Source organism: Streptomyces cupreus, from assembly GCF_014257025.1.
GTDB lineage: Bacteria > Actinomycetota > Actinomycetes > Streptomycetales > Streptomycetaceae > Streptomyces > Streptomyces cupreus.
The window spans coordinates 74,529-88,920 of the sequence record NZ_JACMSF010000024.1 but is presented as its reverse complement, the minus strand read 5'-3'; the positions used below and the strand labels follow the sequence as shown (position 1 = coordinate 88,920).

At 70.5% G+C, this 14,392-nt stretch carries 14 protein-coding genes and 2 pseudogenes; 11 read left to right on the top strand and 5 right to left on the bottom strand.

Features of this window, described 5'->3' with window-relative positions; translation table 11 throughout:
* The first annotated feature begins 69 nt into the window (after window positions 1-69).
* The 5 genes from H4N64_RS22510 to H4N64_RS22495 all read left to right on the top strand — a co-directional run bounded on the left by H4N64_RS22510 (window position 70) and on the right by H4N64_RS22495 (window position 3,551).
* Complete coding sequence (locus H4N64_RS22510; RefSeq protein ID WP_186284216.1) at window positions 70-1,137, top strand: diaminopropionate ammonia-lyase; 1,068 nt, start codon at window positions 70-72, stop codon at window positions 1,135-1,137.
* 3 nt (window positions 1,138-1,140) lie between these two features.
* The gene (locus H4N64_RS22505; protein ID WP_186284246.1) at window positions 1,141-1,680 is read left to right on the top strand and encodes a LysE family translocator; all 540 of its coding nucleotides are present in this window, start codon (window positions 1,141-1,143) and stop codon (window positions 1,678-1,680) included.
* A gap of 174 nt (window positions 1,681-1,854) precedes the next feature.
* The gene (locus H4N64_RS45270; RefSeq protein ID WP_260859870.1) at window positions 1,855-1,980 is read left to right on the top strand and encodes a hypothetical protein; all 126 of its coding nucleotides are present in this window, start codon (window positions 1,855-1,857) and stop codon (window positions 1,978-1,980) included.
* 88 nt (window positions 1,981-2,068) lie between these two features.
* Window positions 2,069-2,614, top strand: a complete 546-nt coding sequence (locus tag H4N64_RS22500; protein WP_186284215.1) for a hypothetical protein — start codon at window positions 2,069-2,071, stop codon at window positions 2,612-2,614.
* An 88-nt stretch (window positions 2,615-2,702) separates the two neighbouring features.
* On the top strand, window positions 2,703-3,551 hold the full coding sequence (locus H4N64_RS22495; RefSeq protein WP_186284214.1) for a Cof-type HAD-IIB family hydrolase: 849 nt from the start codon (window positions 2,703-2,705) through the stop codon (window positions 3,549-3,551).
* A 248-nt stretch (window positions 3,552-3,799) separates the two neighbouring features.
* On the opposite strand, the gene H4N64_RS22490 is transcribed toward H4N64_RS22495, so the two are convergent.
* Window positions 3,800-5,044, bottom strand: coding sequence for a cytochrome P450 (locus H4N64_RS22490; RefSeq protein ID WP_336246758.1), 1,245 nt, complete (start codon window positions 5,042-5,044; stop codon window positions 3,800-3,802).
* Between the two features lie 197 nt (window positions 5,045-5,241).
* Between H4N64_RS22490 and H4N64_RS22485 the strand changes: the two genes are divergently transcribed.
* The 3 genes from H4N64_RS22485 (at window position 5,242) to H4N64_RS22475 (ending at window position 7,296) form a co-directional block, all read left to right on the top strand.
* Window positions 5,242-5,709, top strand: coding sequence for a MarR family winged helix-turn-helix transcriptional regulator (locus tag H4N64_RS22485; RefSeq protein WP_186284212.1), 468 nt, complete (start codon window positions 5,242-5,244; stop codon window positions 5,707-5,709).
* Window positions 5,710-5,773: 64 nt separating this feature from the next.
* Window positions 5,774-6,763, top strand: a complete 990-nt coding sequence (locus H4N64_RS22480) for a pirin family protein (protein WP_186284211.1) — start codon at window positions 5,774-5,776, stop codon at window positions 6,761-6,763.
* A 98-nt stretch (window positions 6,764-6,861) separates the two neighbouring features.
* Window positions 6,862-7,296, top strand: coding sequence for a tetratricopeptide repeat protein (locus tag H4N64_RS22475; protein WP_186284210.1), 435 nt, complete (start codon window positions 6,862-6,864; stop codon window positions 7,294-7,296).
* 202 nt (window positions 7,297-7,498) lie between these two features.
* On the opposite strand, the gene H4N64_RS22470 is transcribed toward H4N64_RS22475, so the two are convergent.
* Complete coding sequence (locus H4N64_RS22470; RefSeq protein ID WP_186284209.1) at window positions 7,499-8,194, bottom strand: NAD(P)-dependent oxidoreductase; 696 nt, start codon at window positions 8,192-8,194, stop codon at window positions 7,499-7,501.
* A gap of 86 nt (window positions 8,195-8,280) precedes the next feature.
* On the opposite strand from H4N64_RS22470, the gene H4N64_RS22465 reads away from it, so the two are divergent.
* The 3 genes and pseudogenes from H4N64_RS22465 to H4N64_RS22455 form a co-directional block, all read left to right on the top strand.
* Window positions 8,281-8,952 carry a TetR/AcrR family transcriptional regulator gene (locus tag H4N64_RS22465; RefSeq protein ID WP_186284208.1) on the top strand — a complete coding sequence of 224 codons (672 nt, stop codon included), beginning with the start codon at window positions 8,281-8,283 and terminating at the stop codon, window positions 8,950-8,952.
* A 106-nt stretch (window positions 8,953-9,058) separates the two neighbouring features.
* Complete coding sequence (locus tag H4N64_RS22460; RefSeq protein WP_186284207.1) at window positions 9,059-9,973, top strand: oxygenase MpaB family protein; 915 nt, start codon at window positions 9,059-9,061, stop codon at window positions 9,971-9,973.
* Between the two features lie 180 nt (window positions 9,974-10,153).
* A pseudogene (locus H4N64_RS22455) lies at window positions 10,154-10,438 on the top strand (RNA polymerase subunit sigma-24); the annotation flags it as partial.
* Window positions 10,439-10,653: 215 nt separating this feature from the next.
* Here H4N64_RS22455 and H4N64_RS45265 read toward each other — a convergent pair.
* The 3 genes and pseudogenes from H4N64_RS45265 to H4N64_RS22445 all read right to left on the bottom strand — a co-directional run.
* Window positions 10,654-10,912: pseudogene (locus H4N64_RS45265) on the bottom strand (IS200/IS605 family accessory protein TnpB-related protein); the annotation flags it as partial.
* A gap of 151 nt (window positions 10,913-11,063) precedes the next feature.
* Window positions 11,064-11,735, bottom strand: coding sequence for a DUF2278 family protein (locus H4N64_RS22450; protein WP_186284206.1), 672 nt, complete (start codon window positions 11,733-11,735; stop codon window positions 11,064-11,066).
* Between the two features lie 66 nt (window positions 11,736-11,801).
* On the bottom strand, window positions 11,802-14,351 hold the full coding sequence (locus tag H4N64_RS22445) for an AMP-binding protein (protein ID WP_186284205.1): 2,550 nt from the start codon (window positions 14,349-14,351) through the stop codon (window positions 11,802-11,804).
* Window positions 14,352-14,392 lie beyond the last annotated feature (41 nt).

Sequence of the window (14,392 nt, the reverse complement as noted above, 5' to 3'; positions counted from 1 at the left end):
GGTTTTCCGATGATTATAGTGCGAAAACATTCGCTGGACCGATGATGGATCGGGCCCGACCATGAACACGTGACCGACTACCTCCCCAGCCCGCCCTGGTTCGCACAGCCCGGCGCCCGTACCTGGCGGTGCGACCCACCGCCCGCCGAGGTGCGGGACTTCCACGCCGCCCTGCCCGACCACTCACCGACACCGCTCATCGAACTGCCGCCGTTGGCAGCGGAGTTGGGCGTCGCCAGGGTCTACGTCAAGGACGAATCGCAGCGCCTCGGGCTGCCCGCCTTCAAGGCGCTGGGCGCGTCCTGGGCGGTCCACCGCGCCTTGGCCGAGCGGACCGCGAGCGGCCCGGTCACCTTCGTGACCGCCACCGACGGCAACCACGGCCGTGCCGTGGCCCGTACGGCACGGCTGCTCGGGCAGGACGCCCATGTCTTCGTCGCGCGGGGCGTGCATCCACGGGCCGTGGCGGCCATCGTCGCCGAGCGGGCGAAGGTCACGGAGGTCCCGGGCCCGTACGACGAGGCGGTACGACAGGCGGCCGAGGCCGCTGACGCGCCGGACGCGGTGCTGGTCCAGGACACGGCCTGGCCGGGCTACGAGCGGATTCCGGGGTGGATCGTCGAGGGCTACTCCACCCTGTGCGCCGAGATCGACGAGCAGTTGGCCGCCGTAGGACCGGACCTCGTCGCCATACCGGTCGGCGTGGGATCAATGGCCCAGGCCGTCGTCACCCACTACCGCAGCCGCCCCGCGGGCCGGGCCCCCGCGCTGCTGTCCGTGGAGCCCGAAGCCGCGGCCTGCGTCCTCGCAAGCCTCATCGCGGGCGAACCCGTCACCATCACCACCGGCTCAACCACGATGGCGGGCCTGAACTGCGGTACCCCGTCCAGCCTCGCCTGGCCGTACCTGCACCGCGGTCTGGACGCCGCCATCGCCGTCACCGACGCCGAAAGCGCCCGCGCGGCCGCTCGCCTCGCCGAACTCGGTGTCTCCTCGGGCCCGTGCGGAGCCGCAGCGCTCGCCGGTGCCCGAGCGGCGCTGATCGGCGCGGAGGAACGCCGTACGGCCATGGGGCTCGACGCGACCTCGGTGGTCGTCCTGCTGAACACCGAAGGGGCCGCCGCCAACCGTTCCTAGAGGCTGAGCGGGAGTGAGCCCTGTTGCCAGGACTCGTGCTCACCCGGGGACGCGTTGCGGACCGTGGGCGGGGTCGCGACCGGGCTGCTGCTGTGGGGCGCGTTGACCGTCGCGGGACTCGCAGCCGTGCTCGCCGCGTCGCCTGCGGCCCATCTGATCGTGAAGCTCCTCGGCGCCGCCTACCTGGTGTTCCTGGGCGCACAGGCCCTGTGGCAGAGCCCACCGGCAGAGACGGCAGTCCCGGCTGTCGGGAATCCGTGGCGTACCGGCCTGATCAGCAACGCCCTCAACCCGAAGATCGCCGTCTTCTACACGGCGCTGCTCCCCACCCTCGCCCCACCCCACCTGCCCGCCGCCTGGGCGATGACGCTCCTGGTCCTCCTCCACATCACGCTCACCCTCACCTGGCTGGGCAGCTACGTCCTCCTGCTCGCCAAGGCCGAACCGCTCCTCCGCAGGCCGACGGTCCGCCGCGCGCTGGGCCGGATCACCGGCGTCGTACTGATCGCCTTCGGCGTCGCCGTCGCGAGCACCGCGCCCTGATCACGGCGCATCCTCGGCCGGCAATCCGCCGGATCGGCCACTCAGCCCAAGTGGCCTCGCTACTATCGGAGTTGCTTCCATCCAACGCCCTGTGCGGGCTCACCGGGGGGAGCCGCTGCCCGCGCTGTTCAGCGATAGCGCGGGCGGGGGCGAACCGGATGGGAGGTGAAAAGTATGGCCGACGACAAGTCGACCAGGACGACGGCACTCTGCGCGGACATGGCCAAGCGAGTCATCGCCGCACTGAGCGCTCGTGCGATGTGGGCAGCGCTGCTGTACCTGCTGCACCGCGACGTGTGACGTCCGGGGCCCCGCCTGCTTCCCCCTCTCGGGTCGGGGCCCCACTTTTGGATCGCGTGCGACGCCCGCACTCTGTCACGCTGCCCCCATGGAGCACGCGGAAGTACTGCTGATCGGCGGGCGGGCCGGTGTCGGCAAGACGACGGTCGGGTGGGAGGTGTCCGCGCAACTGCGCACCGCGGCGGTCGCCCACGCCGTCATCGAGGGCGACTTCATGGGCCAGGTCCACCCGGCCCCGGACGGTGACCCGCACCGCGAACAGGTCACCGAGAGCAACCTGACCGCCGTATGGGCCAACTTCGCCCAGCGGGGCTGTCGACGCCTGATCTACACGAACACCGTGAGCGTGCTTCCCGAGGCCACGGGCATGTTCGAGCGAGCCATGGGCTCCGAGGTGCGCATCACCCGCGTCCTGCTCACCGCCTCCGACGCCACGGCCCGAGCACGCCTGCTGGGCCGCGAACTCGGCTCGGAACTGGACCATGAGCTGGCGGGCAGCATGCGCAAGGCACGGATGCTGGACGAGCGGGCCCCGGCAGAGACGGTGCGGGTGGCGACGGACGGACGGCTGGTGGTGGACATCGCGCGGGAGGTAGTGGCGGCCACGGGGTGGGCCAATTCTCTCGGCCCGTAGGCCCGTGACGCGTACCTGGGAATGATCACGGGCCCATCAGTCGTTGACCTGTCACGAAGCCCGTCCGCCGACCAAGAAGGTGCACACCGTGGCAATGACGCCGGCTCTTCCGCCTGTCGCCCCACCTCGACTGATCGCCACGGACCTGGACGGCACGCTGCTGCGCAGTGACGGAACGCTGTCGCCGCGCACGAAGGCCGCTCTGGCGGCGGTGGAAGAGGCCGGAATCCGCGTCGTGCTGGTCACGGGACGCCCGTCACGATCGGTCCATGCGCTGCTGGAGATCATCGGACCGCACTACGTCATCGCCGCCAACGGCGCCGCCGTACACGCCCCCGACGGATCCCTGGACCACGTGTCGCCGATCCCGCCGCTCACGGCCGCGCAACTCGTGGCCCGCGTGCGCGCCGCGGTGCCCGGTGTCTCCTTCTCCGTGGAGTACGACCAGGACTTCGGCCACGAACCGACCTATCCGACCTGGTCGTTCGAGGAGGGCGCCGTCGAACTGGTCGGAACGGCCGAGGCGTTGGTGACCCGTACCCCGCCCAGACCGTTGCTGAAGATCCTCGCCCACCATCCGACGCTCCCGCTCGACGACTTCTACGCGCAGGCACTGCGCGCCGCGGGCCCGAGTGCCGAGACCACCCACTCCACCGGCCTGTCACTCGTGGAGTTCAGCGCACCCGGTGTCACCAAGGCGACCACCCTGATCGACTGGAGCGCCCGGCAGGGCATCGCCGGCCAGGAGATCGCCGCGTTCGGCGACATGCCCAACGATCTGCCCATGCTCACCGCGGTCGGCCACTCCTACGCCATGGCCAACGCCCACCCGGACGTCCTGGCCACCGCACGTCACCGCACCTCCTCCAACGACGAGGACGGTGTCGCCCGGATACTCGAAGGGTTCCTCGACGCGCTCGTCCATGAACGCGGCTGACTGCACCGGCGCGCAGGATCCCGCCCGCTTCTCCGCCGGGCGCCGACTTCCTCGTAACGGACAAAACGGCCACGGCAGTCGGCCCGAACCTGTCCGCACCGCAGGGCACGGCCACTGCGGGCAAGCTCGCGGAGCTGGTCCTGCTCCGGCCGGTATCGACCTCACCCGTGCCCGCCGGCTGGCCGAGGCGGCATGGCGGAACCTCGTGGATCCACCGCGCTCTTGACCCGGCGCTAAGGACGCTTGCGCTAAGGACGCTCGACCGGCACGCGCAGCGGCGCGCGGAACGACAGCAGCCCCAGCATCGGCCCGTCGGCGGTCGAGAGCCGTACCCCTGGCAGACGGCGAGCCGCCGCCCTGAGCGCCACCGTCGCCTCCGTACGAGCCAGTGACGCGCCCGGGCAGCGGTGGCGGCCGACGCCGAAGGCCAGGTGCCGGCGGATGTTCGCCCGGTGCGGGCACATACGCTCCGGAGCGTCGAAGACCTCCGGGTCCGATCCGCTGCCCAGGAGCATCAGGAGCAGTTGCGCCCCCTCGGGCAGGTTGACCCCGCCCAGCTCGACCGGGCGCGCGGTGACCCTGCGCCAGGTGGTCACCGGCGGCTCACGCCGGAGCACCTCCTCCACCCAGGCCCGCGCCAAGCCGTCCTCGGAGGCGACGCGGGCCCACATTCCGGGCTCGGTCAGCGCATGACGCAGCACGGTGGCGATGAGTTGGCCGGTGGTGGACTGTCCGGCGATGAAGACGAAGAAGCACGCGGCGACGGCGGTCTCCACATCGAGCCGTTCGCCGCCGGGCAGGCGATGGTCGGTCAGAGCCTCGACGAAGGAACCGGGCCGGGCCGTCCCGCCCGCCACCGTCTCGGTCAGCCACCGGTGGAACTCGCCCACCAGCTCCGCCAGTTCAAGCTGACGCTCCGGCGTGGGCCGCCCCCAGAACAGCTCCAGCGAAGCATCGCTCCAGCGGATCAGCGTGGCCGGAGGGACGCCCTCGATGCCGAGCAGCTCCATCAGCACCCGGCACGGCAGGACCTGGGCGAAGGACGTGAACAGATCGCAGCCGCCCGAGGCGGGTACCGCGTCCAGCAGCTCGTCGGCGATGCGCTCGATCACCGGTACGGCGGCGGCCACCCGCTGGGCGTTGAAGAACCGGGTGACCACCCGCCGCAGTCCGGGGTGGCTGTCACTGCCGTTGTTGGCCAGGGCGGGCGGCAGATTGAAGCCCGCCCGTGCGAGCACCCTGAGCACGCCGAACGGCAGCGGGGTGACGGCGTGCTGGGCGTTGTCCGGCAGGAAGTCGTCCGGGGCGAGCAGCACATGGCGTACGTCCTGGTAGCGGCTGACCAACCACAGCCCGGTTCCGGGATCGAAGTGCACCGGCGCCTCGGCGCGCAGCGACTCGAGCCACGGGTACGGATCGCGAGCGAAGTCGTCGCTGAACAGGTCGAACGCATCGATGACGGGTGCGGATGCGCCCAGGGCCGGGGAAGTCACGGCCGGGACGCTAACACGCGCCCGCGTGCCCTCCGGCCGGTATGTGCGCGGCATCACCCAAGGCCTGTGCCGCCTGGCACGCGGGCGCCACGACGCTTCCCGCGCCGCCACGGCCGGACAGGCAAGACTCCCTGGGCCGAGCAGCCACTGACCCACCACGCTTTAGGTGATTGGTCAACTACGACTACACTTTCCGCATGACCGAGACGGTGCGTTGGCTGACGGCGGACGAGCAGCATGCCTGGCGGTGTTTCGTGCGTCTGCAGGAGCGGCTCGGCGGCCGGCTGGCCCGTCGGCTCCAGTCGGATTCGAAGCTGTCGGCCGCCGACTTCCAGGTGCTGGTCCATCTGACCGACGTATCCGAAGGGCGGCAGCGGTTCCTGGATCTCTCCCAGGCGCTCGAATGGGAGAAGAGCCGGATGTCGCATCACATCGCCCGGATGGTCAAGCGCGGTCTTGTGGCTCGGGAGGAGTGCCCGGAGGACGGTCGCGGCGCCTTCGTGGTGATCACCCCGGCCGGCCGGGAGGCCATCGAAGCGGCCGCCCCGCTGCATGTCGAGGCGGTGCGCTCGCTGTTCCTCGACCATGTCACCCCGGCGGAACTCAGAACGCTGGCCCAGATCTCCGAGCGGGTCGTCGCGCACCTGGACGAGGACCCGTCATGACCGTCGCCGGCCGCACCGACCAGACAACCGGCCGCACCGACCAGACAAGTGGGAGATGGTCCCGTTGAGCAATGTGGAAGCCGAACCCGCCGCGGTGCGCTGCGGAGCACTCGTCGACGACAGCCGGCCGACCCGGGCGCCGCGAGTCGAGGTGCTCTCCGCCCGGGAGGTGCCGCTGGGCGGCCCGCGCGCGATGACCGTACGACGGACGCTGCCCCAGCGGGCCCGGACCCTGATCGGCGCCTGGTGCTTCGCCGATCACTACGGCCCCGACGACGTCGCCACGACCAACGGCATGCGAGTCCCCCCGCACCCGCACACCGGCCTGCAGACGGTGAGCTGGCTGTTCAGCGGAGAGATCGAGCACCGCGACAGCCTCGGCTCGCACGCCTTTGTCCGGCCCGGCGAGATGAACCTGATGACCGGCGGCTATGGCATCGCCCACTCGGAAGTCTCCACGCCACGCACCACCGTCCTGCACGGCGTCCAGCTCTGGGTCGCCCTGCCCGAGGAGCACCGCAACACCGCACGCGACTTCCAGCACCACGTCCCCGAACCCCTGTCGGTCGACGGCGCCGAGATCAGGGTCTTCCTCGGCTCGCTCGCCTCGGCCACCTCCCCGGTGCGCACCTTCACGCCCCTGCTCGGCGCCGAGATCACCCTCGCGCCGCGCGTCACGGTCACCCTCCCCGTGGACCCGGAGTTCGAGCACGGCCTGCTGGTCGACAGCGGGGACGTCCGCCTGTCCGACACCCTGCTGCACCGGGCGGAGCTGGGCTACGTCCACCCCGGCGTCGACGCTTTCACGCTGGTCAACGAGTCGGACGAACCGGCGCGTACGGTCCTGCTCGGCGGAGTCCCGTTCGAGGAGGAGATCGTCATGTGGTGGAACTTCGTCGGCCGCAGCCATGACGACATCGCCCGGGCCCGCGAGGACTGGGAGGAATCCTCCGACCGCTTCGGCGTGGTCGAGGGCTACCCCGGCGACCGCCTGCCCGCCCCCGCCCTGCCGAACGCCACCATCACGCCCCGCAGGAACCCGCCGCGCCGCTGACCGGAGCAGCGCGGAATAGCGGGGAACGGGTCCGCGTTCCAAGCGTGTGGTTGATGCGTCAACCTCATGGAAGGGCTGTCACGACCGAGGACCGAGGAATGACGACCGAGAGCTTCAACGACTACGCCGCGCACGACGGGGTCGCGCCCGACCGCTGGGCCAGCGCCCTGCACCTGTTCGACAACGGCGTCGGCGTCCCCCACGAGGAGACCGTCCTCGAACGCTGGGAAAGGGCCCAACTCCTCTTCGAGGCCAAGGACTACATCGGCGCCGCCCGCCTCCTCGCCGACGTCGTCGAGGAGGTCCCGGAGCAGACCGGCCCCCGCCTGCTGCTGGCCCGCGCCTACTACCACTCCGCCCAACTGCGCCGCGCCGAGGAGCAGTTGCGCCGGATCATTGACCGCGACCCGGTCGAGCACTACGCCCACCTGATGCTGGGCCGCACCCTGGAACGCCAGGGCCGCCGCGACGAGTCGGCGCCCTGGCTGCGGATGGCCGCGGCCTTCTCGGGCGAACTGCCCGGGGAGGGCTGAGCGGCACCTGCGAGGGGGCACCGGTCGACCGGTCCCCCCTCCATTTCGTCGTACGCGGGTTGCCTACGGAGTGCCGGGAAGCCGGACCGTGACGTGGAGACCGCCGGCGGGCCGGGGGACGAGGTCGAGGGTTCCGTCGTGGGGACCGTCACGGTGCCGCCGGCCGGGAGGCCCGCGACGCACGGAATCCCCGGGACGGTCTTCAGGCGTGGGCCACAGCGCTTGGCGTGCGGCGGCCGACGATCGCCGGGGCCTCCTGGACGAGCGTGTCGTCGGTGAGCGCCTCGACCATGAACAGCGCGAAGTCCACTCGGCGGGTGAGGTTGCTGGCCAGCACCGGGTCGCCCACATGCCGGCTCCACACCGGCAGGCCCTGGCTCTCGCCCTCCTCCAGGGAACTGCCGCGCACCACGGTCCACCGGGTGTCGCTGGCGAAGATCCGTCGGCAGGCCTCGACCTGGTCGTCGATCTCGGCGGCGCGGACGAGCTTGGCCAGGACGGCGGCGATCCGGACGCCGGCCGTGAACAGCCGTGAGTATTTGTCCTTGCCGTCGCGCGTGATGTGCCAGCCGCAGGAGAAGACCAGGCGCGCGCCCGGCCGAGCGTGATCGAGCACCGCCTGCGCCGTACCGGACGAGTACTGGCGCACACCCCAGGGCGCCAGCACCGTCAGCACCCCGTCGCACCCGGCGACCGCCTTCCGGATCACCTCCGGGTCGTTCGTGGGCCCGGGTACGACGGTGATCCGCCCCTCGAACGCGGCCAGCTTCGGCACACTGCTCTCCCGGCACACGCCGACCACCTCGTAGCCGCGCTCCAGCGCGTGCCGGACCATGTACTGCCCGAGCTTCCCCGAAGCTCCGACGATACAGATCTTCTTCATCCGATCCGTGCCCATGGTGCAGCCCCTTCGCCGACATCCTGACCTTATGCTGTAAGGGACGCTAGCCTTATGCTGTAAGGCAGTCAATGAAGGAGGGCCGGATGCCCGAGGGTGGCAAGGGCCGGCGCGTCCCGCTCAGCCGTGAGCGAGTGATTCGTACGGCCGTGGCGGTGGCCGACGAGAAGGGCTCGGCCGCGCTCACGATGCGGGCCATCGCCGAACCCCTGGGCGTCGAGGCGATGTCGCTCTACCACCATGTGAAGGGCCGGGAGGACATCCTCGACGGCATGGTGGACGCGGTGTTCGCCGAGATCGACCTGCCGCCGCGTGACACGGACTGGAAGAGCGCCATGCGCCATCGCGCGCTCTCCGCCCGCGCCGCCCTCAAGCGCCACCCGTGGGCCATCGGCCTGATGGACTCCCGCTCCCGGCCCGGCCCCGCGACCCTGCGCCACCACGACGCCGTCATCGGAGCGCTGCGCGCCGCAGGATTCTCCGTCCCGATGACGGCGCACGCCGTCTCACTGATCGACAGCTATCTGTACGGCTTCGTGCTCCAGGAGTTGAGCCTGCCGTTCAGCGGTGAGGCGGAACTGGACGAGGTGGCGGGCGCCATCCTGAGCGACATGCCCACCGACGCCTACCCCCACCTCGCCGAACTCGCCACCGAGCACGTCCTGAAGCCCGGCTACGACTACGCCGACGAGTTCACCTACGGGCTCGCCCTCATCCTGGACGGCCTGGAAAGGAACAAGCCGGCACGGACGAGGTAGGCGTAGCCCTGGTTTTCCCGGCCCTCTTGCAGTTCCTTGCGTCCGGCGCGGCGGGAAAACCAACGGATGTATGTTTCAAGTATCGGCGTAGAGCGCGGAGGCACTGATGGGCGTACGGGAGCGGATCGCCGACGAGCTCAAGGCGACCGTGCACGGTGGCGACCTCAAGCTGGAGCGGTATGCGGGGCCGCCTGGTGACCCCGGACTCTTCGGTATCGCCCCGGACAGCCCGGCATGGCGGGTGCACGGCCATCCGGCCGGAATGCTCACCGGCGGCTTCGCGGCGCTCATGCTCCAGTCACTGCATCCGCTGGCGATGGCCGGTGTCGACCAGCACTCGGACTTCCGTACCGACCCCGTCGGCCGCCTCACCCGCACCGCGCGGTTCATCACCACAACCACCTTCGGCTCGCAGCAGGCGGCGCGGGAGGTCATCGACGTCGTACGCCGGATCCATACCCACGTGCATGGGACGGCACCGGACGGGCGGCTGTACCGCGCGGACGACCCGCAGCTGCTGACGTGGGTTCATACCGCCGAGGTGTACAGCTTCCTGACGGGCTATCAGGTGTACGCGCCGCGCGGATCCCGTCTCACCCAGGCCGAATGCGACACCTACTACGCGCAGGTCGCCCCTGTCGCCGAGGCGCTGGGCGCGGAGCGGGTACCGCGCACCGCACGCGAGGTCACGCGCTATCTCGCCGGTATGCGGCCCGAACTCCACGTCACCCCGGCCGCGTTGGAGGCCATGCGGTTCCTGCGCGGCTTCGGTCGCAACCGGCGGGAACGGCTGGTCGCGGGCCTGTTGATGAACGCCTCGCTGGGACTGCTCCCGAGCTGGGCGAGGGCCGAACTCGGCATCCAGCGGCCCGTCTTGGTGCGCGCCGGCTGGGACCGGCCGCTGGCCACCGTGGTCGGCCGTGGGCTGGAGTGGGCCCGCGGCCCGTCCCCGATCCAGGCCGCCGCACGCGCCCGTCTGGCCCCCGGGCGCCATCAGCCTGACCTCAGCCACCCGTCGTGACAGTGCACCAGCGTCCCCGCCTCCGCCGCATCTATTCCACAGGCCGCCTCCAACGGATCATGAGTACCGGGCAAGACGCCAGGCAATGGGGACCGGTTCCGCAGGTTCCGCGTCCGGTCGCCGGAGCACCGTACTGTGGCCACGATCGCCCGACGGTCGAGCTGCGGAGGCATCGGCACCATGGACGAGCGGCAACCGCTCACCAACGACTCGCTCAGCGAAGCGGCGGACGCTTTCGAGCGGCTGCGGCCCCGGCTGTTCGGCATCGCCTATCGCATCCTGGGCAGCATCGCCGAGGCCACACGTCTGGCCATCAACGTGGCTCAGTCGGCGCGGGTCCGCCGCGAGTCGTACGTCGGACCCTGGCTGCCGGAGCCGGTGGACACCAGCGTGGATCCGCAGGTCGGCGCGGAGCGCGGCGAGGCGCTGGAACTGGCGGTACTGCTGGTCCTGGAGAAGCTGAACCGTTCCTGACTTGTTCAATCGATCCCAGACGCGCGGTTCGCGGCCGTAGCGTCGAGGGTGCCGGACGGCGCGGGCTCGACCTGTTCCTTGCCGCCCCCGGGCTGGCTCTTCTTTAGCGTGCCGCCGCCGTCCGGTACCCGCGTGGTGTGGCTCGACAGAGGCATGAACATCATGGTGACGCTGCGACTTCAAGTCAGGATGCCCACCGCACTTTCCTCCGTGTCCCAGGGCGAGCCTGCCGATCGCCACGGCGGCCGCGTCGTGGCGAGAGGTTGTGCGAGTCTTGCTGGTGAGGGGCTTCTGCCAGTGCTGGGCGCCCCATTTGCTGGTGTAGGCCGGGTCGACGGCGACGATGGTGATGTCGAGTTCGGCCGCCATGGACACGAGCCGGGCCCGCAGCCTGGAGGTGGGCATGCCGGAGATGAGCCGGCGGAACCGTTTGCGGCGGCCGTGCTTCTCGCGGGTCTTCTCCGCTATGCCGGGCCGCGAGGCGAACGTCGCCGCCGTCTCATGCCCCGCCGCGGTGGCTCGGCGGACCAACTCTGTGCCCAGGAACCCACTGCCGCCGATGATCAGGACGGTCGTGGACCGGCACGGTAGCGAACGCCGGTCGGCGGCAACACGTTCAGGCGACCGGGTGACCCGAACTGTCCGTATGCCCGGCCTGGCTGGAGAACTTGTTCAGGAACACGTCGTACCGGCCGTCAGGGCGCTGCGTGAGCGTTGCCCCGTCCTGCCAGATTCCGTTCTCCGGCCACCATGGGGAACCGGCCGGGTCGCCCTGGTTCTGGTGGATGTTGTGCATGCCGAGGTCCCCCTCGGGATCCTCGTCGAAGGGCTCCCCGAAGACGAGAATGTGCTGCCCTTCCACCAAGATCGTCTCCAGTGCGGCGGCCGCGTCGACGTTGGACCCCGCATGCCACGGCCGCGAGCCGAACAGTGCGAGGATGTCCTCCAGCCAGGACGGCGGGCGGCGTTGGAACAGGACGCCCGACCGATCCACCAGCGCCGGATGCCGCAGATAGTCCAGGGCTCCGGAGTCCGGATCGGACGCGAGGTCGTGGTAGCCCCGGACGAGCGCCGGGACCGGCCCGAGGTCGACGGCGTCCAAGGTGAACGCCTTCCACTGCACTCCCACATTGGACTTGTGGCTGTCGACGTCGATGGCACAGTGGTAGCGCCCCTGCGGGGCATCCACTTCCAGGTTCACATGGAACCAACGGCCTTGGCTGTCCGGCTGGTCGCGGTAGTGGCGGTACAGAGTTCCCGAGAGGACGCCGTAGCGTGCAAAAGGCATGCCGCCAGTGAAGCACCGAGCCCCGCGCCGCGGCCCCCAACGGTGACCGGCCTTGAGTCGAACGGCCTAGAGCGGGAGTTCCGCAGCCCCCCGTCGTCGCTGCGCCCACACCCCCGCCAGCCACCGCATCCCCCGATTCGCCACCGCCGCATACCCGATCCCGAACAGAAGCGCGGCAACCAGGGCCAACCAGCCCGAGACGTCGTCGATCAGCGGATAGATCTGCCAGTGAGTCAGATAGATGTACAGCGAGCCGCTGGCCAGCACACCCGCCACGCTGTTGACGACCCCCGAGCTCGGCACACTGCGCACCCACACCAGCAGGACGAACCCGGCCGCGATCACCGCGTCCCGGAACGGCTCCCCGGGAAAGAACCCCGGAATCGTCGCCACGGCGACCACGGTCACCAGCACCCGCTGACGTGTGCTCTCCGCCTTCGCCGCCGCCCACCCCAGCGCGAACAGCCAGAAGGTCACGACTGCCGACGGGATGTGCACGCGATCGCCCAGACCGAGAAGGTCGTAACGCGTCATGAGCCCGAGCGCCGCGATCGACATGGGAAGCGCGAACGGGAAACGCCGCTCGGTGCGGTCCACGACCCGCAGACTCAGCAGGGCCACCGCCGCCACCAGGATGTAGGTCAGCGCCTCGATGAACCAGAAGTGCATCGCCGTCTCGCTTGCGTGCGGCCCGAGGACGCTGTGCAGCAGGAAGAGGTTCGTCCATCCGTAGTCGTCGGTGAGCGGAACGACCACGGCGATCCAGGCCAGGCTGGGCAGCACGATCCGCGCGATGCTGCGGAGCCCGTGCCGGACGCGTTCGCGGCGCTCGGCGGACGGGGTGAGGTGGAAGCGCGCGAGGTTGTACCCCGCGACCGCCAGCAGGAGATGGGCGCCGCCCTTGACGTAGAAGACATGGATGTGCGAGCCGACGATCAGCACGATGGCCGCGGCGCGCAGCGCGATGCCCGTCTCCAGCGTGCGTCTGCGGGAGCCCTTGGAGGGGGGCGCGGGTCGGCGCAGGTCGCGGATGGGTTTCGTGTGCCAGTCCGGCGGCAGATGGCCGAGAGCCTGCTCCAGGTTCAGCGACATCTCGACGTACGAGAGTGAATCGCCGCCCAGGGATACAAAGCTGCTGTCCTCGGTGACGTCGGGGCGGTCGAGTATCCGGGCGTACAGCCGGCACAGGTCCGACGGCGGTTCCGGCGCGGGTGCCGCGGCGGCCAGTTTCCGCACCGCCTCGTAGTCCGGCTTGCCCGTGGCCAGCCGGGGCAGTTCGGGCAGGACATGTACGGCGACCGCCCGTGCCGGGAGCCCGCATTCACCGGTCACGATGCGTCGTACCGTCTCGGGGGCCGGGCCCCCGACGTCCGATACGGCCACGACGAGTTCGTCGTCGCGCCCCGCGCACAACGCACGAAAACCGTGCCGGGCCAGCAGCGCCTCCACCCGCTCCGGGTCGATCCGCAGGCCGAGGATCTTCGCGAAACGGTTGTTGCGGCCGACGATTTCGTACAGTCCGTCCGGTGTGCGCCGGGCGATGTCGCCGGTGTGGAGGTCATGGGTGGTGCGGCCGAGCGCCAGGTCCCTCGGGTGCTCGGCGTAGCCCAGCATGACGTTGGGGCCTGAGTACACCAGCTCGCCGGTTGCCTCGGTCGGCCAGTCAGGGTGGGGCTCCAGATGGAAAGAGCCGCCCGGTATCGGGATGCCGATCGCCGACGGGTGGGTCGTGGCGAGGTGCGGGGGCAGGTAGGCCAAGCGGGCCGTGGCCTCGGTCTGGCCGTACATCACATACAGGTCCCAGCCCTCGCGTCGGCCCAGTTCGGCGTAGTGGCGGACCCGGTCGGGGGCGAGGCGCCCGCCCGCCTGGGTGATGTAGCGCAGGTGGGGGAGGGACAGGTCGGCGAAGCCGATGCGGTCGAGCAGGTCGAAGGTGTAGGGGACGGCGGCGAAGGTCGTGGCGCGGGCGGCGCGGAAGAGGTCCCAGAAGGCGTCGTCGGCGACGGAGAGGTCGGTGAGGACGAGGCCGGCGCCGCGCAGCAGATGGCTGTTGATGACGGACAGGCCGTAGCAGTAGTGCATGGGGAGGCTGGTGGCGGCGCGGTCGTCCTCGCGGATGTCCAGGTAGGTGGCGATGGACTCGGCGTTGGCCTGGAGGTTGTCGTACGACAGCCGGACCAGTTTGGGTGATCCGGTGGAGCCCGAGGTGCTCAGCAGCAGGGCGAGGTCGGGGTGGAGTTCGTGCGCGGAGACCGCTCGCCGCTCGTCCAGTCGGCCGTCGGCGCTCACCACGACGTCGGGGTCGTAGGCGGCGGTCAGGGACCGTACGGCCTCGGGGTTGTCGCCGGGGACCAGCAGGACCGGGTGGCCGGCGGCGAGTGCGGCGAGGTAGGTGACGAGGACGTCGGTCGTGTGGGCGCCGGTCAGGAGCACCAGGCGCCGGTGGGTGCCCAGCCGAGCGGCGGTGCGGGTGACCTTTTCGGCCAGTCGGCGGTACGACAGTGCGCCGTCCGCGGTCAGCAGGGCCGGACGGTCGCCGTGCGCGGCGAGGTGTCTGGCGAACAGCGGCGAGGTGTCGCCGGGTCTGCCGGACAGCAGGTCGGAAGGGGTGAGCACAGGCGCATATTAGGTTTGCCTAACCTCAAAGGAAAGACACA

Excerpts from the sequence above, each read along its gene's own strand:
- H4N64_RS45270 (WP_260859870.1), top strand. The coding sequence starts at position 1,855 with ATGGCCGACGACAAGTCGACCAGGACGACGGCACTCTGCGCGGACATG.
- H4N64_RS22500 (WP_186284215.1), top strand. The coding sequence starts at position 2,069 with ATGGAGCACGCGGAAGTACTGCTGATCGGCGGGCGGGCCGGTGTCGGC.
- H4N64_RS22485 (WP_186284212.1), top strand. The coding sequence starts at position 5,242 with ATGACCGAGACGGTGCGTTGGCTGACGGCGGACGAGCAGCATGCCTGG.
- H4N64_RS22475 (WP_186284210.1), top strand. The coding sequence starts at position 6,862 with ATGACGACCGAGAGCTTCAACGACTACGCCGCGCACGACGGGGTCGCG.
- H4N64_RS22470 (WP_186284209.1), bottom strand. The coding sequence starts at position 8,194 with ATGGGCACGGATCGGATGAAGAAGATCTGTATCGTCGGAGCTTCGGGG.
- H4N64_RS22465 (WP_186284208.1), top strand. The coding sequence starts at position 8,281 with ATGCCCGAGGGTGGCAAGGGCCGGCGCGTCCCGCTCAGCCGTGAGCGA.
- H4N64_RS22460 (WP_186284207.1), top strand. The coding sequence starts at position 9,059 with ATGGGCGTACGGGAGCGGATCGCCGACGAGCTCAAGGCGACCGTGCAC.
- H4N64_RS22450 (WP_186284206.1), bottom strand. The coding sequence starts at position 11,735 with ATGCCTTTTGCACGCTACGGCGTCCTCTCGGGAACTCTGTACCGCCAC.